Genomic DNA, 22,341 nt, shown 5'->3' with positions numbered 1-22,341 from the left:
AAGGAGGTGGTTCATGAGGCTCGATATCGACGGCCGCGCGGTCGAGGTGACCGCGCGCCCCGGCCAGTGCCTGCGCACGCTGCTGCGCGAACACGGCGAGCTGGCGGTCAAAAAGGGCTGCGACTCCGGCGATTGTGGCGCCTGCTCGGTGCTGCTCGACGGCGAACCCGTCCACTCCTGCCTGATCCCCGCCCACCGCGCCGCCGACCGCGCGGTGACGACCGCCGCGGGTCTCGGCGACGCGGACGGCCCGAACCCCGTGCAGCGCAGCTTCGTCCAGAACGCCGCATTCCAATGCGGTTTCTGTACCGCCGGAATGGTGGTGACAGCGTCGGGTCTGGCCGCCGCCCGACCCGACACGGCTGTGGACAACTTTCCTGCTGAGGCAGTCACCGATGCCGAACGCGCCGAGCTGCTGAAGGGGAACCTCTGCCGCTGCACGGGCTATCGCGCCATCGCCGACGCCTTGGCAGCACCCTGTGCATCACTGTGCACAACTGCCGAGGAAGCCGCGCAGCAGGCGAGCGCGGAGTCACCTGCTGCCGGAACTCCGCCCGACGCGTCCCCGGTCACCGCGGCACGTAGCGATGATGGTCAGCCCGCTCATTCGACTGTCCGAGACATGCGGCCGGAAAGCGATGACGTGGCGCGATCGGATCAGCCGCTCATCGCGGAGGGACCTGCTGTGGAGTCCTATGTGACACAAGGACACTCGGGTCGGCTGGCTGGTGAGGTCACCAGTGTATCGGCCGAGGAGGGGCCGGAGGTCGGGGCAGCCGCCGTGCTGGGGGTGGCGGCGCGGGTCGGTGGGGTGATGCGGCGGAAGTATCGGGCGGGGCAGATCGGGGATGGGGTGGGGGCGCCCGCGGGGGCGCGGATCGTGCGTGGTGGGGAAGCGTTCACGATGGATGTGGTGCCGGGGGCTGGGGACCAGATGCCGCCCGTGGCACCGTGGCATCTGGCGGTGCTGGTCAGTCCGCACGCGCACGCGCGGATCGTCTCCATCGATGTGGCCGCGGCGCGGGCTGTTCCGGGTGTGCACGCGGTGTTGACACATGTGGATGGCCCGCGGGTCGCGTTTTCCACGGCTCGCCACGAACTGCGCGAGGACGATCCGGACGACACCTTCGTGCTCGATCGAACGGTCCGGTTCGCGGGGCAGCGGGTGGCCGCGGTGGTGGGAGAGACCCTGCATGCCGCCCGCGCCGGAGTGCGAGCGCTTCAGGTGGAGTACGAGGTGCTGCCTGCGGTCTTCGAACCCGAGGCGGCCTTGGCCGATGGCGCGCCGCTGCTGCACGCCGACAAGCCCGCCTCGGCGCGGATCGCCGACGCCGAGCGCAATCTGATCGCCGAGATCCACGGCGGTGTCGGTGACTTCGATGCCGGAATCGAGCGGGCCGCGAAAGTGGTGAGCGGCGTGTGGAATTCACCGCGCGTACAGCACGTGCACCTGGAGACCCACGGTGGCGTCGGCTGGCTCGATGACGCGGGCAGGCTCGTCGTCCGATCGAGCACACAGGTGCCGTTCCTGGTGCGCGACGAACTCTGCCACGTGTTCGGACTCGACCGGGATCGTGTGCGGGTGTTCGCGACTCGCGTGGGCGGCGGGTTCGGGGCGAAGCAGGAGATGCTGGCCGAGGACCTGATCGCGCTCGCCGTGCTGCGCACCGGGCATCCCGTGCAGTACGAGTTCACCCGCACGGACGAATTCACCTCGGCCACCTGCCGTCACCCGATGCGCGTCGCGGTCACCGCCGCGGCCGACGCGGCGGGCATCCTGACCGCGCTCTCGGTGGACGTGCTCACCGACTCGGGCGCCTACGGCAACCACAGCGGGGGTGTGATGTTCCATTCCGTCGGCGAATCGGTGGCGGTCTACCGCTGCCCGAACAAGCGGGTCGACGCACAAGCGGTGTACACCAACAACGTTCCCTCCGGTGCGTTCCGTGGCTACGGGCTCGGCCAGGTGATTTTCGGCGTCGAATCGGCGATCGACGAACTGGCCCGCGAACTCGGCATCGACCCTTTCGAATTCCGCCGCCGCAATGTGCTGATCCCGGGCGATCAGTTCACCGGCGCCGAAATCGATGAATCCGACCTGACTTTCGGCAGCTACGGCCTCGACCAATGCCTCGACACCGCCCAGCAGGCGCTACGTCGCGGCAACGGCGTCGACGCACCGGGCCCGGAATGGCAGGTGGGTGAGGGGATGGCCGTGGCGATGATCGCGACCGTGCCCCCGCGCGGACACCATGCCGATGCCACGGTGAGCCTGCTCCCCGACGGACGCTACGAAATCGGCGTCGGAACAGCGGAATTCGGCAACGGGACCACCACCGTCCACGCCCAGCTCGCGGCGACGGCACTGGCCACCGCCGCCGAGCGGATCGTGATCCGCCAATCCGACACCGACGTCGTCGGCCACGACACCGGCGCGTTCGGCTCCACCGGCACCATGGTCGCCGGCAAGGCCTTGTACGCGGCGGCACTCGAACTGCACGCGATGCTGCTGGCCAGGGCGGCGAAGGTGAGCGGTCACCCCGAACGCGACTGCCTGCTCGAAGCGGGCGGCGTGCGCTGCGGCGACGAGCTGATCACCGCTGCTGAGCTGCTCGCCGACGGCGAGCTGATCGCCCACGGCACCCACGCAGGCACCCCGCGCTCGGTGAGTTTCAATGTCCACGCGTTCCGGGTGGGGGTCCAGCCGTCGACCGGTGCGGTGCGGATCCTGCAGTCGATCCAGGTCGCCGACGCGGGCACCGTGCTCAATCCGGTGCAGCTGCGCGGGCAGGTCGAAGGCGGGGTCGCGCAAGCACTCGGCACCGCGCTCTACGAGGACATGCGATCCGAGAACGGTGTGGTGACCACAAGAACGCTGCGCCACTATCACATTCCACAGTTCGCCGATCTGCCCCGCACGGAGGTCTATTTCGCCGAAACCAGTGACGAACTGGGCCCGCTGGGTGCCAAATCGATGAGTGAGTCCCCCTACAACCCGGTGGCACCGGCCATGGCGAACGCGATCCGCGACGCCATCGGAGCCCGCCCGTACCGATTACCGATGACGGCCGACCGTGTGTGGCGCGCCATCCAGGAAGGAACCGCCGGGTGAATACTCGCCTGCCCGAACATATTCGAGCCCGTCTCGACGCCGTTCTCGACTCCGTCGACGCCGAACTGCGCGTGCGCTACCCCGGAGCCGGTGACCGGGTCCAGCCCGTGCACACCGCCTACGTTCCCGCCGACCGCGCCACCGCGGAAACCCCCGCCGAGTGGGGTGCTGCAGCCTTGGAGTTGCTGCATCGCCACGCCGACTTCCTCGTCGGCCTCGACGTCACCGGTTCACTGCCCGCCGTCCGCCGCCAGCTCACGGACCGGCCGGTGCAGGACATGCGCATCGACTTCGAAGACGGCTACGGCTTCCGTGCCGACGAGGAGGAGGACGCGGCCGCGAAGGCAGCGGGCGAGGCGCTGGCGGCCTGGGTCGAAAAGCCCGGCGCCCCGGTCTCCTTCGGTGTTCGCACGAAAGGGCTGGCCGCGAACGAACGTCGGCGCGCGCTGCGGACCCTCGAGCTCGTCCTCGACGGAGCGGGAGGCGCGCTGCCCGGCTTCGTGTTCACGGTGCCGAAGATCCGTGCCGCGGAACAGGTATCGGCGATCGTCGACCTGTGCACCGGACTCGAGCGTGGCCACGGCCTGCCCGAGCGGTCGCTGCGTTTCGAATTACAGATCGAGAGCCCGCAGGCGATCATCGCCCCCGACGGCACCGCGCCCATCACCAAGATGATCCAGCTGGCCGACGGCCGGTGTAGCGCACTGCATTTCGGCACCTACGACTACACCGCCGCCTGCGGCATCGCGGCCACCGATCAGGCCCTCGACCACCCCGCCGCCGACTACGCCAAGTCGGTGATGCAGGTCGCCGCCGCGCAGACGGGGGTGTGGATCTGTGACGGCTCGACCCAGATCGTCCCCGACGTCGATCCCGAAGGGGCGATGGCCAACCATCACCGCCTGGTCGACCGGGCACTGCGCCGCGGCTACTACCAGGGCTGGGACATGCACCCCGGCCACCTGATCACCCGCTGGCTCGCCACCTACGACTTCTTCCGCAGCGCGTCCGAGGTGGCGGTGCCGCGCCTGATCGCCTATCTGGACCGGCGCGGAGGAGGCGTGATGGACGAGCCCGCCACCGCCGAGGCCTTGGCGAGCACCGTGTTGCGCGGCCTGCGTGCCGGTGCGTTCACCGATGCGGACCTCCTCGCCGCAGCACCGGGTCTGACCAGCGATGTTCTGCTCGACCTCGTCGCGCGGCGGGTGCGCGCGACGTGAGATGCGAGGTGCCTACCCCGGCACAAATAGCGGTATACCAGTAATATCGGAGGAGGCGCCACACGGTGGAATGAGAGCGCTGTGTCGCGCATCCGGCGCACCATTTTCAGACGAGCACGGCTTCGGTCGTGGGCACCCGACCCCAGGAGGCACCCGTGAGCCGATTCACCGGCAGCGACGATTTCACCCTGCTACCGGATCTGGCCGTCCGCACCCTCGGCGGTTCGGTGATCTGGGCGAACGACGAATTCTTCGCGGAGAAGGAGAACCTCGTCAGCCCGGGTCCGTCGGAATACCAGCCGGCGACGTTCGGGCACAAGGGCCAGGTCTACGACGGCTGGGAGACCCGAAGGCATCGCGGCAAACCCGGTGACGATTCGGCGATTGTGCGCCTCGGTGTGCCCGGCGTGATCCGTGGCGTCGTGGTCGACACCGCCTGGTTCAAGGGCAACTATCCGCCCGAGGTGTCGCTGTCGGCGCTGGCGATCGAGGGCTACCCGCCCGCCGAGGAGATCGCCGCCCGCACCGACTGGGTGACCCTGCTCGACCGCGTGAAGGTCGGTGGCGACAGCCGCAATCCGTTCGCCGTCGACGACGAGAACCGGTGGACCCATGTGAAACTCACCATGCATCCCGATGGCGGCGTTGCCCGTCTGCGCGTGCACGGCGAAGGTCGCCCCGACACCGCGCTGCTCGGCCTCGGCCCGCTCGATCTCGCCGCACTGGAAAACGGCGCCATCGTGCTCGACTGCTCCAACCGCTTCTACAGCTCGCCGAACCAGATGCTCTACCCCGGCCTGGCCACGGAAATGGGCGACGGCTGGGAGACCGCGCGTCGCCGCGACGACGGAAACGACTGGGTGCGAATCAAACTCGCCGGACCGGGGGCGATCCGGCTGGCCGAGATCGACACCTCCTGCTTCCTCGGCAACAGCCCCGGCGCGGCCTCACTCACCGGATTCACCAGCGACGGAACAGAAGTCGAGCTCCTGCCGCGCACCGACCTGCTGCCCGACACCCGCCACCGGTTCGCGCTGGAGCTCGCGGCCGCCTCGGTCGTGGAGGTGCGCCTCGATATCTATCCCGACGGCGGCCTCGCCCGGCTGCGCCTCTACGGGGAGCTCTCCGCGTGAGCGATATTCGCGATTTCGTCGGTTACGGACCGAATCCGCCCGACCCGCAGTGGCCCGACGACGCGCATATCGCCGTGCAGTTCGTGCTGAATTATGAAGAGGGCGGGGAGAACAACGTCCTCGACGGTTCGCCGCATTCGGAGACTTTCCTCTCCGAGATGACACCCGCCGATGCTTTTCCGAACCGGCACATGAGCATGGAATCGCTCTACGAATACGGTTCGCGCGCCGGGTTGTGGCGGGTGCTGCGCGCATTCGAACGGCGCGGCCTGCCGCTCACCGTCTTCGCGGTGGCGCGGGCCATGCAGCGCAATCCCGAAGCGGTGGCGGCCTTTTCCGAGCTCGGTCACGAAATCGCCTGCCACGGACTGCAATGGAAGTCCTATCAGCTGATCGATCGCGATATCGAACGCGCGGATATGGCCGAAGCGATCCGCATCCTCACCGAGCTCACTGGCACGGCCCCCCTCGGCTGGTACACCGGCCGCGACTCCCCGAACACCCGCGAATTGGTGGTCGAACAGGGCGGTTTCGTCTACGACTCCGACTCCTATGCCGACGACCTCCCCTACTGGACCGAGGTGCGCGGCAGGCACCACCTGGTGGTTCCGTACACACTCGACACCAATGACATGCGCTTCTCTTCCCCGGCGGGCTTCGCCAACGGCGACGAGTTCTACGCCCACCTGCGCGACGCCTTCGACGTGCTCTACCGGGAAGGCGCGGAAGGCGCCCCGAAAATGCTGTCGGTAGGCCTTCACTGCCGCATAGCGGGACGCCCCGCCCGCACCGCGGCCCTGGAACGCTTCCTCGACCACGTCCAATCCCACGACCGGGTGTGGACAACCCGCCGCATCGACATCGCCGAACACTGGCGCAAGGTGCACCCGGCAGGGCTCCTCGCCAACTGACCGCGAAACGTCGACCCCGCTGCGCACGGGGTCGACGTCAGGTCAGCACCTAGGCCAAACCGCAGCGCTCGATATTGCTCAGCGTGATCTGGCGATCGGATTCCTTGGCCTGGGGAACGCGGTTGTAGGCGCCCATCGAGTCCATGTAGTTGACGAAAATGTCCGCGATCTCTTCCGGCGTCGCATCAGGTTTGGCGGCGCGGACATTGTCGACCAGGGTGCGGGTGGTCTCGCACTGTTCTTCCTGGGTGAAGATCGGCGGCGGGTCGGCGTGCGCGAAGGCAGGCACGAGCAGCAGCGCGAAAGCGGCCATGGCGGCGGATCGAATAATTCTCACGCCTGCGACTGTACGTAATCGAATCGACATCGAAACCGCAACGGCCCCACGCTACTTGGCGTAGCGCGGGGCCGTTCTCGTACTCGGGTCAGGCGAACAAACCTCTGACGAAGGGGACCGAGTCGACCAGGGAAGCGTTGACGGCGCCGTCGTGGTCGGTGGGGTAGGTGTGGAAGGTGATCGGCTGGCGGTTGGCTTGCAGGACAGCGGCGTAGCGCAGCGTTTCGGGGGTCACGACGTCCGTGTCCTGTAGGCCCTGGCCGAGGAAAAGCGGCCGGTCGTAGCCGGATTCGGGCAGGCCCATGTAGCGGGCGAGCAGGCCGTTGGCGTCGGGCAGCGATGACAGGGGGCGCGCGAACATGCTGCCGATCGAGGGTTTCGCGGCGGCCAGTTCGTCGCCGAGAGGGCCGATGCAGGCGGTTTGGGCGCGGGCGAGCCAGGTGCGGCCGGAGTCGGTGAGCAGGCCGTCGATGTTCAGGTCGGGGTAGGTGGTGCGCAGGCCGCTGAGGATGTACAGGACGTAGGCGGTGAGGTGCGAGCTCAGCGCGATGGGCGGCATGCCCGGGCCGATGAGCCCGATGACGTCCTCGATATAGGCGGGGACGCCGGTGCCGACCGCGCCACGGTAATCCAGGTCGGGTCCGCCGAACTCGGTGGCGTAGCGGGCGGTGAACACCGCGGCGCCGCCGCCCTGGGACTGGCCGACCACGGCCCACTTGTTCGACAGCGACGGGTACTGCTCGGTCGCGGCCCGCACCGCGTCGACCACGTTGTGCGCTTCGGCGATGCCGTTGAGGTAGGGGTGTTCGCCGGGTCCGCCGAGGCCCGCGTAGTCGGCGGCGACGATCGCGTAGCCCTGGTTCAGCCAGGTGCCGAGGTAGGCCCAGTCACGCTCCACCGCCGCGGGCCCGGCCACGCTGTAGGCGCAGTCGTCGCCGAGGCCGACGGTCCCGTGCGCCCACGCGATCACCGGCCAGCCGCCCTGCGGGGCTTCGCCCGCGGGGAAGTACACGGCCGCGCTGGTCGTGGTCGGCTGGTCGCCCGCGGTGGTCGACCGGTAGAGCAGGCGCTCGGCACGGGCGGAACCGGGCAGGGTCGCCGCGGCGGACAGTGACTCGACGCCGACAACGGTGCCTGCCGTCTCGCTCGATTGCGCGCTCGCCACCGGCACCAGGCTCAGTGCCGCCGCCAACACGGTCAGCGATGTCGCGGCGATCCTCGAAATCCTCATGGATGCACTCTTTCGTCTTCGTGGACGAACGTCCAGGGTGCGCCCGCGTCCCGAGCATCCTGTCGTCTCGGTGGATGAGTGTCCCGCACGCGATGCGGTGCACCCATTTCTGGGGGCGATGAGGCAGAAGTGTGCGTCGTGACCGAATCGAGTGACGACACGCACATCATTCGTGTCCGGCGTGGTGTGTGAAACGACTCACACGCTGGAAGGCTCGGGAGTGTCGGAGCGTGCCCACCCGGTGATCGCTAACAGTACAAGCGTTATGCTAAAACTCCTGGTCAGCGCTACCCGTCGGTAGGCCTGATGCTTGCAATCAGCCCGCTAATTTCGCAAAGTTAGCAAACGCGTCGGCAAAACTAGCTGAGATTCACACAACCAACAGGTAGACGGCCATTTCTGGGTGTGCCATTGTTTGGAAGTACACCCCTTGGGCCCTAGTAAGTCCTAGCAAGCCTGCAAATTGCTCCAGCAGTACGAGATGTGCAACCGAAAGCGTTCAGCCACCGGTTGATTCGCACGCCGGCTGCGTGGAGCACCGACCACACGAGGAAGTGGAGTCAAGAGATGTCTCTCCCCGGCACCCCGAAGACCGCTGCAGAAATCCAGCAGGATTGGGACACCAACCCGCGTTGGAAGGGCCTGACCCGCAGCTACACCGCTGAGCAGGTTTCGAAGCTGCAGGGCAACGTTGTCGAGGAGCACACCCTCGCCCGTCGCGGTTCGGAGATCCTGTGGGACCTCGTGAACAACGAGGACTACATCAACTCGCTCGGTGCGCTCACCGGCAACCAGGCCGTGCAGCAGGTTCGCGCCGGCCTGAAGGCCATCTACCTGTCCGGTTGGCAGGTCGCCGGCGACGCCAACCTGTCCGGCCACACCTACCCGGACCAGTCGCTGTACCCGGCGAACTCGGTTCCGACCGTGGTCCGTCGCATCAACAACGCGCTGCTGCGCGCCGACGAGATCTCCCGCGTCGAGGGTGACGATTCCGTCAAGAACTGGCTCGCCCCGATCGTCGCCGACGCCGAGGCCGGCTTCGGTGGCGCCCTGAACGCCTACGAGCTGCAGAAGGCCATGATCGCGGCCGGCGCCGCGGGCGTGCACTGGGAAGACCAGCTCGCCTCGGAGAAGAAGTGCGGCCACCTCGGTGGCAAGGTGCTGATCCCCACCCAGCAGCACATCCGCACCCTGACCTCGGCCCGTCTCGCGGCCGACGTCGCCCAGGTGCCTTCGGTGATCATCGCCCGCACCGACGCCGAGGCTGCCACCCTGCTCACCACCGATGTGGACGAGCGCGACCGTGAGTTCCTGGACGGCACCCGTACCGCCGAGGGCTTCTTCGGTGTGAAGAACGGCATCGAGCCCTGCATCGCGCGTGCCAAGGCCTACGCCCCCTACGCCGACCTCATCTGGATGGAGACCGGCGTGCCGGACCTCGAGGTCGCGCGCAAGTTCGCCGAGTCGGTTCGCAGCGAGTTCCCGGACCAGCTGCTGGCCTACAACTGCTCGCCTTCGTTCAACTGGAAGGCGCACCTGGACGACGCGACCATCGCGAAGTTCCAGCGTGAGCTCGGCGCGATGGGCTTCAAGTTCCAGTTCATCACCCTGGCGGGCTTCCACTCGCTCAACTACGGCATGTTCGACCTGGCGCACGGCTACGCTCGCGAGGGCATGACCGCGTTCGTCGACCTGCAGGAGCGCGAGTTCAAGGCTGCTGCCGAGCGTGGCTTCACCGCCATCAAGCACCAGCGTGAGGTCGGTGCCGGCTACTTCGACACCATCGCCACCACCGTCGACCCCAACACGTCGACCGCCGCCCTGAAGGGCTCCACCGAAGAGGGTCAGTTCCACTGATCCCCCTCGGGGTTGCTTTGACCGGCAACGCCTTTCCTCTACTCCGGTAGGGGTGTACGCCCTCCCACGCCATACAGCCCTGGCGTGGGAGGGCATCCCTATACTTTGGTCGCTATGACCTCCCCAGCCACCCCACAGCCAGACACACAGCAGGAGCGGGACGTGAGCAGCAGCGAGAAGATTCAGCGCGTCGGAATCATCGGCGCGGGACAGATGGGCGCTGGTATCGCCGAAGTGTGCGCACGCGCGCATGTCGACGTCCTCGTCTACGAGACCACCCGTGAACTCGCCGCTGCGGGCCGCGCTCGGATCCTGCGTTCGCTGGACCGTGGCGTGAGCAGCGGCAAGATCACCGAGCGCGAGCGGGAACAGGCAGCCTGGCGGCTGCGCTTCACCTCCGACCTCAGCGACTTCGCCGACCGTCAGCTCGTGGTCGAGGCCGTTGTCGAGAACGAAGAGGTCAAGACGGCCATCTTCAGCGAGCTGGACAAGGTCGTCACCGACCCGAACGCCGTGCTCGCCTCCAACACCTCCTCCATCCCGATCATGAAGATCGCCGTCGCCACCGCCAATCCCGAGCGCGTGGTCGGTCTGCACTTCTTCAACCCGGTGCCGGTGCTGCCGCTGGTCGAGCTGGTCACCACGCTCAAGACCAGCGAGCCGGTCGCCAAGCGCGCCGAGCAGTTCGCCGCCGAGATCCTGGGCAAGCAGATCGTGCGATCGGCGGACCGCTCCGGTTTCGTCGTCAACGCGCTGCTGGTGCCGTACCTGCTCTCGGCCATCCGGATGGTCGAGTCGGGCTTCGCCACCAAGGACGACGTCGACAAGGCGATGGTGCTCGGCTGTGCCCACCCGATGGGCCCGCTGGCGCTGACCGACCTCGTCGGCCTCGACACCGTGAAGTCGATCGCGGACTCGATGTACTCCGAGTTCAAGGAGCCGCTCTACTCCGCCCCGCCGCTGCTGATGCGCATGGTCGAAGCCGGACTGCTCGGTAAGAAGACCGGAGCCGGGTTCTACCAGTACGGGAAGTAGGGGACTCGGCTGAACAGCCTGGATGCGGGCTGTTCAGTAGGGACGCATCAGGACCACCCGCTCGGGGTCGTTTGGTGGCTGTGTTTTTGGAGCGCTGGCGCGCTCGAGCGGGGCCCTTCGGGCCCCTGATCTTCCCTCCCTCCGGGTACTCCTTCGTCGCACCCTCCAGTCAGTCCAGATCAGGGCGGGCCCCTAAAAAGACTTACAAGAGGCGCTCAGGTGCTCGGGGTTTGCGGGGGGAGCGGCGAGGGGGCGCTTCCGCGGCTTAAGCTGCTTTTGTCGGACTCGCTGGCGTGCCCGACGTTATGTCGAGCGCAGCGTGTGATCGAAAGGGAGTATCGGCGGTCATGGTCAACGTCACCGATGGATTCGGGTCGAGCGTTCTCGGATACCCGAGGATCGGTCCGCATCGAGAGCTCAAGCGTGCGCTCGAGGCCTACTGGCGCGGATCGATGGAACGCGAGGAATTGCGCGCGGTAGGCCGCGATATCCAGGAGCGTCAGTTCAACGAGCTGGCCGCGACCGGACTCACGCAGGTGCCGGGCAACACCTTCTCCTTCTACGATCACATCCTCGACAACGCGCTGCTGTTCGGTGCGGTGCCCTCGCGGTTCAGGGAGTTCGAAGCCGGGCTCGACCCGCTCGACTTCTACTTCCTGATGGCTCGCGGCAACCCGGACACCCCGCCGCTCGAGCTGGTGCGTTTCTTCGGCACCAACTACCACTACCGTCAGCCCGAACTCGACGCCGACACCACGTTCTCGCTGCACCCGGAGGCCTTGCTCGACGAGTGGGACCGGGCGGCCGCCCGCGGGATCGAGCTGCGTCCGGTGGTGCTGGGCCCGGTGTCGCTGCTGCTGTTGTCGAAGGCCGGGCATGTGCCGGGCGAGACCGAGTTCGACACGCTGAGCCTGCTCGATCAGCTGCTGCCGTTCTACGAAGAGCTGTTCGAGATCCTCGCCAAGCGCGGGTCGACCTGCGTGCAACTCGACGAACCCTGCTTCACGGCTGAGCGCACTCCTGCCGAGCTGGCCGCGTTCGAGAAGGTCTACCACCGGCTGGCGAAGGCGCCGCTGCGCCCGCGCATCCTGGTCACCGGGCAGTACGGCGACTTCGGTGAGGCGCTGCGGATCCTGGCCGCGAGCAACGTCGAGGCGATCGGGCTCGATCTGGCCTCGTACCGGATGACGCCGGAGGAGCTGGCCGAGATCCCCGGGATCAAGCGCAAGCGGATCTACGCCGGTGTCATCAGTGGCACCAATGTGTGGCGGGCCGACCGTGTCGTCACGCTGAACTACCTCAACGCGATCGCCGAGGTGTGCCCGGATCTGGTGGTGTCCACCGGCACCACGCTGCTGCACGTGCCCTACGACGTGCTCGCCGAATACGACATCGAAGGCAATGTCGCCGACCGGCTCGCCTTCGCGAAACAGAAGGTGGGCGAGGTCGTCTCGCTCGCCAAGGCACTCACCGAGGGCCCGTCGGAGAACTGGCGCAAGCGGCCCACCGAGGTGCATTTCAAGCAGAAGCACGCGGTGCGCCAGCGGGTGTACGCGGTGACGCCCGAGATGCGCGAACGCGCGCCCTACGACGTGCGCGCGCTCGCGCAGCAGGAGCGGCTGAACCTGCCGCTGGTGCCCGCCACCACGCTCGGCTCGTTCCCGCAGAGCGGCAAACTGCGCCAGGCCCGCCACGAGGTGGCCTCGGGACGGTTGTCCGACGACGACTACCGCAAGCTGGTCGAGGCCGAGATCGAGGCGACGATCCGCCTGCAGGAAGACATCGGCCTCGATGTTTTCGTGCACGGTGAGCACGAGCGCAACGACATGATCCAGTTCTTCGCCGAGCAGCTCGACGGTTTCGCGACCACCCGTTTCGGCTGGGTGCAGGTGTACGGGTCGCGGTGCGTGCGACCGCCGATCGTCTACGGCGATGTGGCGCGGCCCGCGCCGATATCGGTGGAGTGGACCACCTACGCGCAGTCACTCACCGACAAGCCGGTCAAGGGCATGGTCACCGGGCCGGTCACGATGCTGGCGCGCTCGTTCGTTCGCCAGGATCAGCCGCTCTACGAGACCGCCGACCAAGTGGCACTTGCCATTCGCGACGAAGTGGTCGACCTGGAGAAGGCCGGGATCGCGATCATCCAGGTCGACGAACCCGCCATCCGTGAGCTGCTCCCCGCCCGCCCGCGCGGGCGCGAGGAGTACCTGCGCTGGGCGGTCGGCGCGTTCAAGCTGGCCACCTCCGGCGTGCGCTCCGACACCCAGATCCACACGCACATCGGCTATTCCGGCCGCACCGAGGTGGTCGACGCGATCGATCAGCTCGACGCCGACGTCACCGCGATCGTGGCGACCCGCTCGATCGAATGGGTCATCGAGGCGCTCACCGAGGACCTCTCCACCGGCCACGGCCTCACCCACGGTGTCGGCCCCGGCGTGTACGAGAGCCGCTCGGCCCGCATCCCCGATATCGACGAATTCGACGAGCTGCTCACGCAGGCCGCGAATGCCGTGACCCCGCAACGGTTGTGGGCCAATCCCGACGGCGGGCTCAAGACGCGCCACTACTGGCAGCTGGAGCCGTCGCTGCGGAACATGGTGGCCGCGGCTCGCCGGGTTCGCCGGCGGGCGCTGGCCGCACAGGAGGCGGCCGCGACAGCGGAGTAAGCGAACAAGCCGAAGGGGCGCACCGGTTTTCGGTGCGCCTCTTTGTTGTCGGTTGGCCCTTTACCCAGTGTGGGCCTGCGTCAAACATGAGAATGCCTGAACCCCGGCGGATCTCGGCGCCGGCGACTACAGTTCGCGTCGGTACCGTCGGGTCGGGAGGGAGACGCGGTGCTCGATCCGCATCACCATCAAGGGAAGTTCGGGCACGATTACATCCGGGTGCTCGCCTCGGCGGCCGGTCTCGTCTGGTCGACCGATGATCTCGATGTCGACGGGGTCGACCTGACGATCAAGCAGCCCGGGCGGACGAGATTCGGATTCTCCCCGCAGATCGAAGTGCAGATCAAGACCGTGTCGCGGCCGAAGTACCGGCAGGGCCAGCTGATCTTCGGTGGGCTCAGCCACACCCAGTTCAACCAGCTAGCCGGCACCGACTTCGCCGTTCCGCGTTACCTTTTCGCCGTTCACGTACCCGTCGTGGCCGACCTGTTCACCGACTCGGTCACCGGCGGGCTGATGCTTCGTCACGCGGGATACTTCCTCTCGCTGCGTGACCGGGTTCGATTCGCTGTCGACAACTCCAAGCGCAAGGTGTCGGTGCCGATTCCGGTGAGCAATGTGCTCGATGTCGAGGCACTCGCCGCGCTCGTCGCCGGATCGTCGAGGTAGGGCCGATGGTCGCCGCGCCCCGGCTCGATGAGGTCATCGGGTATCTGCAGGCCCAGGGCTGGACGCCACAGGTGCAATGGCGCAATGGCCGGATCTGGTCACACGGCGAGTTCGACGTGCTGGTACCCGACGGTGAGGTCGTCGACCTCACCGCACGCATGCGGGCGTTGGTGCGTTGTGTCGCCGATTCCGAGCAGCGGTCGACGGAAGTCGTTGTGCGCGACATCGTTTCCGGTGGCGTCGATATCGTCGGGTATCGCGCGGGCGACGGTGAGGTTTCGCTCGAGGCCGGAACAACCGCGCTGGCGGCCCTGCGTTCGTTGCTCGTCACCTGCGCGTACCAGGTGGCGGGCAGCGAGATCAGGATGTCATCGATGCGGGAGCGCGCGGTCGCCGAGCTGCTCGACGACACCACGCTGCTGCCGCGTCGCGACGCCTTCGGGTTCGACGTGTTCCTCGCGGGCCCTGGTTCACGGCTGGGGCGCGGCTCGGCGATTCGGATGCTCGATATCGCGGCCACGGTGCGTGGTGCGGCACAGGGGGAGCGATTCGGGATCGCGCACGAGATCCGGTACGACACCGTCGAATTGTTCAGCGCGCTCGGGTCGGCGGAGCGCGACCCGATGCAATTCGAGTTGAACTTCCGCTGGTCACGCCAGGTGCCGCGGCCTGATGTGGCGGTCGAGTTCTCCAGCACCGCGGTCTCGCGGCTGCCGGGCCTGTTCGACCAGGCGGTGGCTTCCTCGCCGTTGCCGACCGCCCGGCTCGAAGCGCTGCCCGGACCCGAGTCGCCCGCGGTGGTCGAAGGGGTCGTCGTCGGGCTGGACAACGACGGCGGACCGAAGGCGATCGTGCGGGGTGTGCTCGTCGTCGACGAGACGAGCACCGGGCGGCGCCGACGCGTCACGGTGCGGCTGCGCACCGCCGACGAGTACACGAAAGCCATCGCGGCACACAGCTCTGGGGCCAGTGTTCGCGCTACCGGAACCTTCGACGGTAGACGCGACCTGCAAGTTTCCGAAAACGGATTCACCGTCATCGAAGGCGACGGATCGTGAGAGAACGGATCGAACATTGTCGGATCAGATGAGCCCACGAGAACTCGCAGTGCTGCTGACGCTGTTGGCAGAGGCACGCGAACTCACCAACGCCGAGCTGTCCGCGGTGGCCGGGGTGACGCTCGATGGCAAACCGCGACTGCGGCTCAACAAACTGGGGCTGGTCGACAGCGTCAAGGTCGGTCGTGCGCTCGTGCACGAACTCACCGAGCAGGGTGCGCAGTGGTGCACCGACGAGCTCGCGCGCACGCGCCCGGAGAAATCCGGTTCCTTCGGCGGCGCCCTCTACGCGGTGCTGGCCGGGCTCCACCGGCATCTCGAGACCACCGGACAACTGCTCACCGATGTGTTCGTGCCCGACGTGGCAGGCCAGATCATCCGGAAATACACCGAGCTCACCAAGGGCAAGCCGGATCAGGTCCGGCTCTCCGAACTGCGTAATAGGTTGCCGCACATCCCGCCCGCCGATTTCTCGGACGCGATGGTGCGGCTCGCCGATCGCGACGGGGTGCACGTGCGGGCGGAGGCCGACCGCAAGACCTTGACCGACGACGATCACGCGGCGGCGATCGTGCTCGGCGGTACCGCCCGTCATCTGCTCACCGTTGAGGCGGTGCGGTGAACGAGCTGGAATACAGCGCGCTCGCGCGGGTGCAGTTCAGCACCGCACTCGGCCCGGATTCGATCTGGCGGCCGCAGAGTTATCACGTCGAGGAGCTGCATCGCGAGGCGTCGGCGGAGATCGCCAGGGCGATCGGTCTGGCGAAGGACCGGCCGGACATGTCGCCGACCGGGTTCATTCTCAACGGCGATCCCGGGGTCGGGAAGACGCACTTGCTCGGTTGGATTCGGCAGTACGTCCAGGACCAGGGCGGGTTCTTCTTCATGCCGAAGCTGATCGACGGTGAATCGTTCTGGGACGGTGCCGTTCACGGTGTGATGAACCGGTTGATCGACGCCGACGGTGGGCAGTTGCGCCGGATGCTGGTCGCCCTCGCCGAGCGGGCCGGCTACGACCGCGAGCGCACCGCGCGGATCGCCGGGCCGATGCGGCCCAAGCCCGAGGACGTCGAGCGGTTTCTGGCCGACCTGTCCATTCCGGAACCGCAATTGGCCTACCAGTGCCAAGACACGCTGCGGGCCCTGGTGCTGTTCCGGTCCGGCGGACCCTTGCGTGATGTGGGCGACAGCTTTCTCATACTGCGTGACCCGCTCGATCAGGACGTCGCAAGGGAGTGGGGATTCCGGCGTGGAAACAGCAATGCGCAGTTGATCTTTCAGGATCTGATCAGGTTGTTCGGCGCGGCGGGGCCGGTGGTGATCGCGCTCGATCAGATCGATGCCGTCATGGCGGATTCCGCCAACAAGGGAGGGGCGAAGGCGGCGAACCTTGCCGACAGCTTGATGAAGCTGCGGGAGGAGACGGTGCGCACGATCATCATCGCCGCGTGCATCCCCACCACCTGGGATTACCTGAAGAGGCAGGGTCTGGCCTCATCCGCCGACCGATTCACCGAGCGGTTCTTGGCCACCGCGCTTCCCGGCGCCCCGGTGGCGGCGGCGGTTGTCGCGGGACATCTGGCGGTTCAGTACGACGAGGTCGACTTCACGCCGCCGTACCCGACCTGGCCGATCGCCGCGCGTGCCTTCGAGGCTGCCGACGTGACCCGCTACACCCCGCGCCGGTTGCTGCAACTCGTCGCCGAGCACGTGCGGAATTGCTTGGAGCGAAGCCAGATTCGGGAACTCGCCGACTTCACCGATATCGGGAACGGTCCTGAGTCGAATGTGCCGGTGCTGCAGGTGGACCTGAGTGGTTTCGACAACCGCTTCGCCGAACTACGCGAAGCCGCCGATTCCACCATGCCGCTCGACCCGGCCGAAGAAGACGAAATCATGGCCGCCCTGCTCAAGGCGGCCCTGCAGTGTTTCGTCCTCGAGCAGCGCGATCGCGACGACCTGAGCATCGACTCGGCGACCGCTACCGGGCGGGCGCTGCACGCACGCCTGCTCCGCACGGTCGACCCCATCCTCGAAGAGCAGGAACACTGGAGTTTCCGGGCGATCGGGCACACCCACCACCTGGCTGTGCAGTCCCGGATGCGCTCGGCGGTCATCGAATCCGGCATCGAGGAGTCCGACGGCAACCGGCATCTGACGATTCTGCGCAACATCCCCTTCTCGAAGGGCCCCAAAACCGCTGCGATGCTGGATGATCTGGCCTCGGCGGATGGAAGCACGCTGCCCATTTCCCAGGATGATCTCCGAACATTCACCGCGCTACAGCACATGCTCGCCGAGGCGAAGCCGGGGTTCGACGCCTGGCTGGTGGAGCGCGCGCCCGCTGGAAGGACTCAGTTGTTCCGCCGGGTGTTCGGCAGCCTTCCCGAATCGGCTGTTGTGCAGCTGGATTCGGATGAGGCCAACGCCAATGGTCCCTCCGAGGTCACGCCCGTCACACCGGCGGTGGTCGAATCTTCCGGGCCGACGGTCACGCTCGGCCGTGGACTCGCTGACAGCAGCGAATTCGTCATTCCGCTGGAATTGCTGCGCAAGCATCTCGTGCTGTTCGCGAGCAGCGGCTCCGGCAAAACAGTGCTGCTCCGCCGACTAGTGGAAGAAGTAGCACTGCACGGGGTTTCGGTGATCGTCCTCGACGTGAACAACGACCTGTCCCGGCTCGGTGATGCGTGGCAGGAAGCGCCGTCGGCATGGCAGCCGGGCGATGCCGAGAAGGCCGCGCGGTACCTGGCCGAGACCGATGTGGTCGTGTGGACCCCACGTCGACAGGCCGGCCGCCCCCTCATACTGAACCCGCTCCCGGATTTCGCGGCAGTGCTCGACGACCCGGACGAACTGCGGACCGCAGTGGAAGTGGCCGCCGGTGACCTGCTGACGCGGTCCGGCATCGCACGGACGAAGTCGGAAAGGGCGCGCGCGGTGCTGTTGCAGACGCTCACCCATTTCGCCAGGTCGGGACAGGCGAAACTGACGGGCCTCATCGACCTGCTCGCCGACCTCCCCGACGGTGTGAGTCGCGTGCGCAACGCCGCGGACCTCGCCGCCGAAATGGCGGACGGTCTCACGGTTTCCATGATCAACGACCCCCTGTTCGGTGGCGACGGAGAACCCCTCGACCCCGGCGTTCTGCTGACCCCCGCACCTGGCAAGAAGGCTCGAGTCTCGGTGGTCAGTTGCGTCGGACTACCCGACCCCGACCAACGCGCCACTTTCGTCAGCCAGCTACAGGTTGCCCTGTTCACCTACTTCAAGACCAACCCGGCGGGCGACCGGCCACTCGGCGCGCTGCTCGTCCTCGACGAAGCACAGATGCTCGCGCCGTCGGGCAAGCACACTCCGGCCTCCGCCAGCACGCTGATGCTCGCGGCGCAGGCAAGAAAGTACGGACTGGGTATCGCCTACGCCACGCAGGCACCAAAAGGGCTGGACAGCAGGGTCGTCGGCAACACAGCGATCCAGTTCTTCGGCAAGCTGGGCACCGCGGTCCAGATCCAAACAGCCAAGAGCATCGCCGCCAGCTGGGGTGGGAACCTGGACGACATCGGCCGCCTGAGAACCGGCCAGTTCTACGGAGCTACCGAGGGCCGGGCGTTCCGCAAACTCGCGACCCCGCTGTGCCTGAGCCACCATCCCGCCAGCCCACCGACCGAGGCCGAGGTGCTCGAACGGGCAAGGCGGGACGAGGAATAGGTCAGGTTCTGGTGATCGGGGGGAGGATGTAGGTCTGGTCGAGGATCGGTGGTTGTGGCTCGTACATGCGCAGGCAGGGGCGGAAGTCCCCGGCCGGGGCGGGGAGCCAGTTCGCGCGGGCCTTGGGGTCGGCGGGCTCGGTGTGGCTGATGGTGATCGTGAGGGCGCCGTTGTCGTCGTAGACGAGGCCGGGGGTGCGGTCGCCGATCGAGTAGCGGTCGATCGGGTTGGCGCACAGGTAGAAGTCGGGGGTCGTGTACATGGTGACCGACCAGAAGGCGTTGACCGGCGGGGTGGGGTCAAGGCGCAGGGTGTAGGTGTTCGCGCCGGTCAACTGTCGGCCGGTGCTGTCGGTGAAGATCATCGCGTAGGCGGCCTCGTAGGCGTGGTTGCCCCAGAGTCCGGCCTTGGCGGCTACGGCGCGAGCGATGATCCGCTGGGTCGGGTCGGTGATCTTGAAGTTCTCGTCGTCGCGCGTGCCGACCTCGAAGAAGTCGATGTTGTAGTCGAAGAGGTGCAGTGTGAGCTGCCAGCCGTTGTCCCCGGCGCCCGCCCCGCTCTTTATCGCGTTGCTCAGTTCTGCCTGGCCCTCGCCCAGTCCGGCGCGCAGCGCGGATGCTCGGTCCGGATCGAGGGTGGGGTAGGGCGAGGCGCCCGCTGTCGTCAGGCCGATCTGCGCGAACGATTCCTGGAGCGCGAGATCGCGCTTCGCGGGCGGAAAGGCCTGCGACCAGACACGGACCTTCTCGAGGAACATCAGGTCCGGGGCGACCGTCGGATCCGGCGACGGAAGTCCCGTCGGCTGTGCGGCTCGGTCGGCGGCTGTCAAGGTCAGCGCGTCCTGCAAGGCGTGCACGGCGGGGAGGTCGTCCTCGCCGGCGCACGCCCATCGGCCGGCGATCACGCCGACAGCGGTCGGGAAATGGATAACCGTCGTGTTGTCGGGGGCGGTACCGGTCCAGCCCGGTGGTACGAGCAGGTAGTCGCCCGCGCGGTTTCCGGTGGCCCGGGTGCCGACGTAGGCGAAGTTGTCGGTCCAGGCGTCGATGAACTGCATGACGTAGTACCGATTGCCGGCATCAGGTACGTGGAAGGTCACTGGACCGACTGAAAGGTCGATCAGGGCGATCGAGTACACGGTGTCGTTGTTGACCGAGACGAAGGTCGCCGAGGCGCCGGCGAGAGTGCGGGCATGGGCGAAGTCGTTGAACGGCGTCGCGGGGATATCGCCGATGCCCTCGCGGAGCAATCGTTCGATCGAATCGAGGTTGAAGACCAGGGGGAATCCGTACAGGTAGGCCTGGGCGGTCAATTCGGGGACGGTCTGATCCGGCATGTGCGCTCCTCGTCTTGGCGTCCGCGTCGCGCGCGACCGTTGTCGGACCGCGCGACACCAGCATCCGCCGATGCTCGATCGGCGCACATCGCCCGGAGCGGGTGAGATCGCCGCGTGCCGGTTCGGCGGTCGAGCGACTCAGGCGCGGATCATGGCGCGGGCGCCCGCGGTGAGTTCGGCGGCGGTGGGGGCGTTGTCCGGGTCGATCAGCCATTGGAGGAGTAGGCCGCCGATCATTGTTTGCAGGATCGCGCCGACGTTGCTGTCGCCGTTGCCGAAGGCTTCGGACAGGCCGTGGCGGGCTCGGCCCTGTGCCGCGGCGAGTTCGGTGCGTAGTTCGGGGGAGTGCAGGGCCTGGTTCAGGCATTCGGCGTTGGCGTGCCAGAGCGGGGCGTTCTCGACGAACGAGGTGATCAGGCTGTGCCAGAACGCTTCGAGGCGGGCGGTGGGATCGGCGGGGTCGTTCGCGGGCAGAGCGTCGAGGATCTGCGTGACGGCTGTCGCGCTGGATTCCAGCATCGCCTGTTGCAGCAGCTTGTCGCGGGTGCCGAAGTGGTAGTTGATGGCCGCGAGGTTGGTGCCGGAGGCGGCGACGATATCGCGCACGGTGATGCGGGCATAGCCGCGTTCGGCCAGGCACTGCTTGGCGGCGTCCAGGAGATCTTCGCGCGTTCCCACCTGCGCACGATAGCAAGCGGTGCATACGCCCGTTTGTGACATCGGTTTCAAACAACCGTCAGTGACAAGTGTATGAAACGGATGTATGTTTCGGATATGACCTCTCGGCGACGCATCTCCCCGTTCGAATCCAGCTACTTCGACACCGGCGCGACCATCGGCAGCGTGCCGACCGGCGCCATGCCGCTGTTTCTCGGCACCACCGTGCACGGCGCGCTCGACCCCGCGATCCTGCGGACGGTGCTCGACGAACTCGCCGCCGCGCATCCACTGCTGCGCAGTCGGGTGGTGACCGACGACGGAGTGGGCTATTTCGTCCGCGACGACGAATTCCGGCCTCGGCTCGACATCATCGAGGGCGGCGAAGCCGAGTATCTGGCGCTGGTCAACGGGCCGAGGGACTGGCGTGACGGGCTGTTTCGCGCGTACCTGCTGCGGGCGGGTCTGCGTCAGCAGATCGTGTTGGCCGTCCATCACGGAATCTCCGATGGCAGATCGGGATTCGCGTTGCTCGGGCAGATGTGGCGGCACTACACCGCACATGCGACAGGTGTCGCTGTGCCGGAGGCGGATTCGGATCAGGCACTGCCAGAGGCGATGGATACTCTTCTGGCTGAGGTGGTTTCGGCTGCGGAGGCCGAGGCATGGCTGACCGAGATCAGGGCCGGTGCGGCGACGATGAGCCCTGATGACGTGCCACGAACCCTGCCCCGCGACGGTGCCGATGCCGATCCGCTCGGCCGATTCGCGATGCAGCGCGTCGAACTGACCGCCGAGGAGACCGCCGAACTCGTGACAGCGGCACGCTCCCATGGCCTTTCGGTGAACAGCCTGCTCACCGGTACGGCGCTGGCCGCCATCCGAACTCGATTTCCCGAGTCAGGCGCCGTGCCGATGTTCTGCGGGTACGCGGCCGACGTCCGCGGGGAATTCGACCCGCCGGTACCCGCCGACACGATCGTCAACTTCGCCTCCGGCGCGGGCGTCGCGGTCTCGGCGACCGGCGAAACCACCCAGCTCGAACTGGCGCACTCGGTCGAGACCGGTATGCGCGCCGGCCTCGACCGCCGCGAACCCGCCCGCTTCCCACTCGCCGCCCAGCTCGTGAACGACGAACTCACCGCCGCCCTCCTCTCGGCACCGCCCACCATCGCCATCTCCAATATCGGCCGCCTGCAACCCCATTCGATCCCCGACCACATCGCCTTCGTCCGCGACGACATCTACGCCATGGGCCCCGCCATGCCCCCGAAACTCACCGCCTTCACCATCGCGGGCCGCCTCACCCTCCAACTCGAATACGACACCGCCCTCTACAGCCGAACCCAGATGGAAAAGCTCCGCATGACCTTGGTCGAGCTACTGCAAACCCTCGAGTGAC

16 protein-coding genes are annotated in these 22,341 nt (G+C 67.2%); 12 read left to right on the top strand and 4 right to left on the bottom strand.

The window, feature by feature from the left end; translation table 11 throughout:
- Positions 1-13: 13 nt before the first annotated feature.
- The 4 genes from ACFWPK_RS16500 to puuE all read left to right on the top strand — a co-directional run bounded on the left by ACFWPK_RS16500 (position 14) and on the right by puuE (position 6,376).
- Positions 14-3,112: a molybdopterin-dependent oxidoreductase gene (locus ACFWPK_RS16500; protein ID WP_378916379.1), complete on the top strand. Its 3,099-nt coding sequence runs from the start codon at positions 14-16 to the stop codon at positions 3,110-3,112.
- Entirely contained in the window at positions 3,109-4,332 is a 1,224-nt protein-coding gene (locus tag ACFWPK_RS16495; protein ID WP_378916377.1) for a DUF6986 family protein, read from the top strand. The genes ACFWPK_RS16500 and ACFWPK_RS16495 overlap by 4 nt, the downstream gene beginning before the upstream one ends.
- Before the next feature lie 155 nt (positions 4,333-4,487).
- Complete coding sequence (alc, locus tag ACFWPK_RS16490; protein WP_378916374.1) at positions 4,488-5,465, top strand: allantoicase; 978 nt, start codon at positions 4,488-4,490, stop codon at positions 5,463-5,465.
- Positions 5,462-6,376 (top strand): allantoinase PuuE, encoded by a 915-nt coding sequence (puuE, locus tag ACFWPK_RS16485; protein ID WP_378916373.1) that lies wholly within the window; start codon positions 5,462-5,464, stop codon positions 6,374-6,376. Before alc ends, puuE begins: the two co-directional genes overlap by 4 nt.
- Before the next feature lie 49 nt (positions 6,377-6,425).
- Here puuE and ACFWPK_RS16480 read toward each other — a convergent pair whose 3' ends face one another.
- On the bottom strand, positions 6,426-6,713 hold the full coding sequence (locus ACFWPK_RS16480; protein WP_378916371.1) for a hypothetical protein: 288 nt from the start codon (positions 6,711-6,713) through the stop codon (positions 6,426-6,428).
- A gap of 88 nt (positions 6,714-6,801) precedes the next feature.
- The gene (locus tag ACFWPK_RS16475; protein ID WP_378916368.1) at positions 6,802-7,944 is read right to left on the bottom strand and encodes a lipase family protein; all 1,143 of its coding nucleotides are present in this window, start codon (positions 7,942-7,944) and stop codon (positions 6,802-6,804) included.
- Positions 7,945-8,511: 567 nt separating this feature from the next.
- On the opposite strand from ACFWPK_RS16475, the gene aceA reads away from it, so the two are divergent.
- From aceA to ACFWPK_RS16440, 7 genes are all read left to right on the top strand, one after another.
- Positions 8,512-9,801, top strand: coding sequence for an isocitrate lyase (gene aceA / locus ACFWPK_RS16470; RefSeq protein WP_378916366.1), 1,290 nt, complete (start codon positions 8,512-8,514; stop codon positions 9,799-9,801).
- A 162-nt stretch (positions 9,802-9,963) separates the two neighbouring features.
- Positions 9,964-10,836, top strand: coding sequence for a 3-hydroxybutyryl-CoA dehydrogenase (locus ACFWPK_RS16465; RefSeq protein ID WP_266293923.1), 873 nt, complete (start codon positions 9,964-9,966; stop codon positions 10,834-10,836).
- A gap of 347 nt (positions 10,837-11,183) precedes the next feature.
- A complete protein-coding gene (gene metE / locus ACFWPK_RS16460) occupies positions 11,184-13,508 on the top strand; it encodes a 5-methyltetrahydropteroyltriglutamate--homocysteine S-methyltransferase (protein ID WP_378916365.1) in 2,325 nt (774 codons plus the stop codon).
- 168 nt (positions 13,509-13,676) lie between these two features.
- Positions 13,677-14,177 (top strand): DUF4365 domain-containing protein, encoded by a 501-nt coding sequence (locus ACFWPK_RS16455; RefSeq protein ID WP_378916363.1) that lies wholly within the window; start codon positions 13,677-13,679, stop codon positions 14,175-14,177.
- A gap of 5 nt (positions 14,178-14,182) precedes the next feature.
- Positions 14,183-15,235, top strand: a complete 1,053-nt coding sequence (locus ACFWPK_RS16450; protein WP_378916361.1) for a hypothetical protein — start codon at positions 14,183-14,185, stop codon at positions 15,233-15,235.
- Positions 15,236-15,263: 28 nt separating this feature from the next.
- Positions 15,264-15,857 carry a hypothetical protein gene (locus ACFWPK_RS16445; RefSeq protein ID WP_378916359.1) on the top strand — a complete coding sequence of 198 codons (594 nt, stop codon included), beginning with the start codon at positions 15,264-15,266 and terminating at the stop codon, positions 15,855-15,857.
- On the top strand, positions 15,854-18,946 hold the full coding sequence (locus ACFWPK_RS16440) for an ATP-binding protein (protein WP_378916356.1): 3,093 nt from the start codon (positions 15,854-15,856) through the stop codon (positions 18,944-18,946). Before ACFWPK_RS16445 ends, ACFWPK_RS16440 begins: the two co-directional genes overlap by 4 nt.
- Before the next feature lies 1 nt (position 18,947).
- Here the strand turns inward: ACFWPK_RS16440 and ACFWPK_RS16435 are convergent, their stop codons facing one another.
- Both ACFWPK_RS16435 and ACFWPK_RS16430 read right to left on the bottom strand, forming a co-directional pair.
- The gene (locus ACFWPK_RS16435; protein ID WP_378916354.1) at positions 18,948-20,282 is read right to left on the bottom strand and encodes a DUF1254 domain-containing protein; all 1,335 of its coding nucleotides are present in this window, start codon (positions 20,280-20,282) and stop codon (positions 18,948-18,950) included.
- Between the two features lie 138 nt (positions 20,283-20,420).
- Positions 20,421-20,960 (bottom strand): TetR/AcrR family transcriptional regulator, encoded by a 540-nt coding sequence (locus ACFWPK_RS16430; RefSeq protein ID WP_378916352.1) that lies wholly within the window; start codon positions 20,958-20,960, stop codon positions 20,421-20,423.
- Positions 20,961-21,056: 96 nt separating this feature from the next.
- Here ACFWPK_RS16430 and ACFWPK_RS16425 point away from each other — a divergent pair, with 96 nt between their 5' ends.
- Positions 21,057-22,340, top strand: coding sequence for a hypothetical protein (locus ACFWPK_RS16425; protein WP_378916350.1), 1,284 nt, complete (start codon positions 21,057-21,059; stop codon positions 22,338-22,340).
- The last annotated feature ends 1 nt before the right edge of the window (position 22,341 follow it).

The sequence above is a fragment of the Nocardia sp. NPDC058519 genome, from assembly GCF_042719755.1.
GTDB lineage: Bacteria > Actinomycetota > Actinomycetes > Mycobacteriales > Mycobacteriaceae > Nocardia.
The sequence above is the reverse complement of the archived record's forward strand: the minus strand, read 5'-3'. Positions and strand labels throughout refer to the sequence as shown.

Bases quoted from the DNA above. Each gene is read 5' to 3' on its own strand.
- ACFWPK_RS16500 (WP_378916379.1), top strand. From the start codon at position 14: ATGAGGCTCGATATCGACGGCCGCGCGGTCGAGGTGACCGCGCGCCCC.
- ACFWPK_RS16475 (WP_378916368.1), bottom strand. From the start codon at position 7,944: ATGAGGATTTCGAGGATCGCCGCGACATCGCTGACCGTGTTGGCGGCG.
- aceA (WP_378916366.1), top strand. From the start codon at position 8,512: ATGTCTCTCCCCGGCACCCCGAAGACCGCTGCAGAAATCCAGCAGGAT.
- metE (WP_378916365.1), top strand. From the start codon at position 11,184: ATGGTCAACGTCACCGATGGATTCGGGTCGAGCGTTCTCGGATACCCG.
- ACFWPK_RS16450 (WP_378916361.1), top strand. From the start codon at position 14,183: ATGGTCGCCGCGCCCCGGCTCGATGAGGTCATCGGGTATCTGCAGGCC.
- ACFWPK_RS16445 (WP_378916359.1), top strand. From the start codon at position 15,264: ATGAGCCCACGAGAACTCGCAGTGCTGCTGACGCTGTTGGCAGAGGCA.
- ACFWPK_RS16435 (WP_378916354.1), bottom strand. From the start codon at position 20,282: ATGCCGGATCAGACCGTCCCCGAATTGACCGCCCAGGCCTACCTGTAC.
- ACFWPK_RS16425 (WP_378916350.1), top strand. From the start codon at position 21,057: ATGACCTCTCGGCGACGCATCTCCCCGTTCGAATCCAGCTACTTCGAC.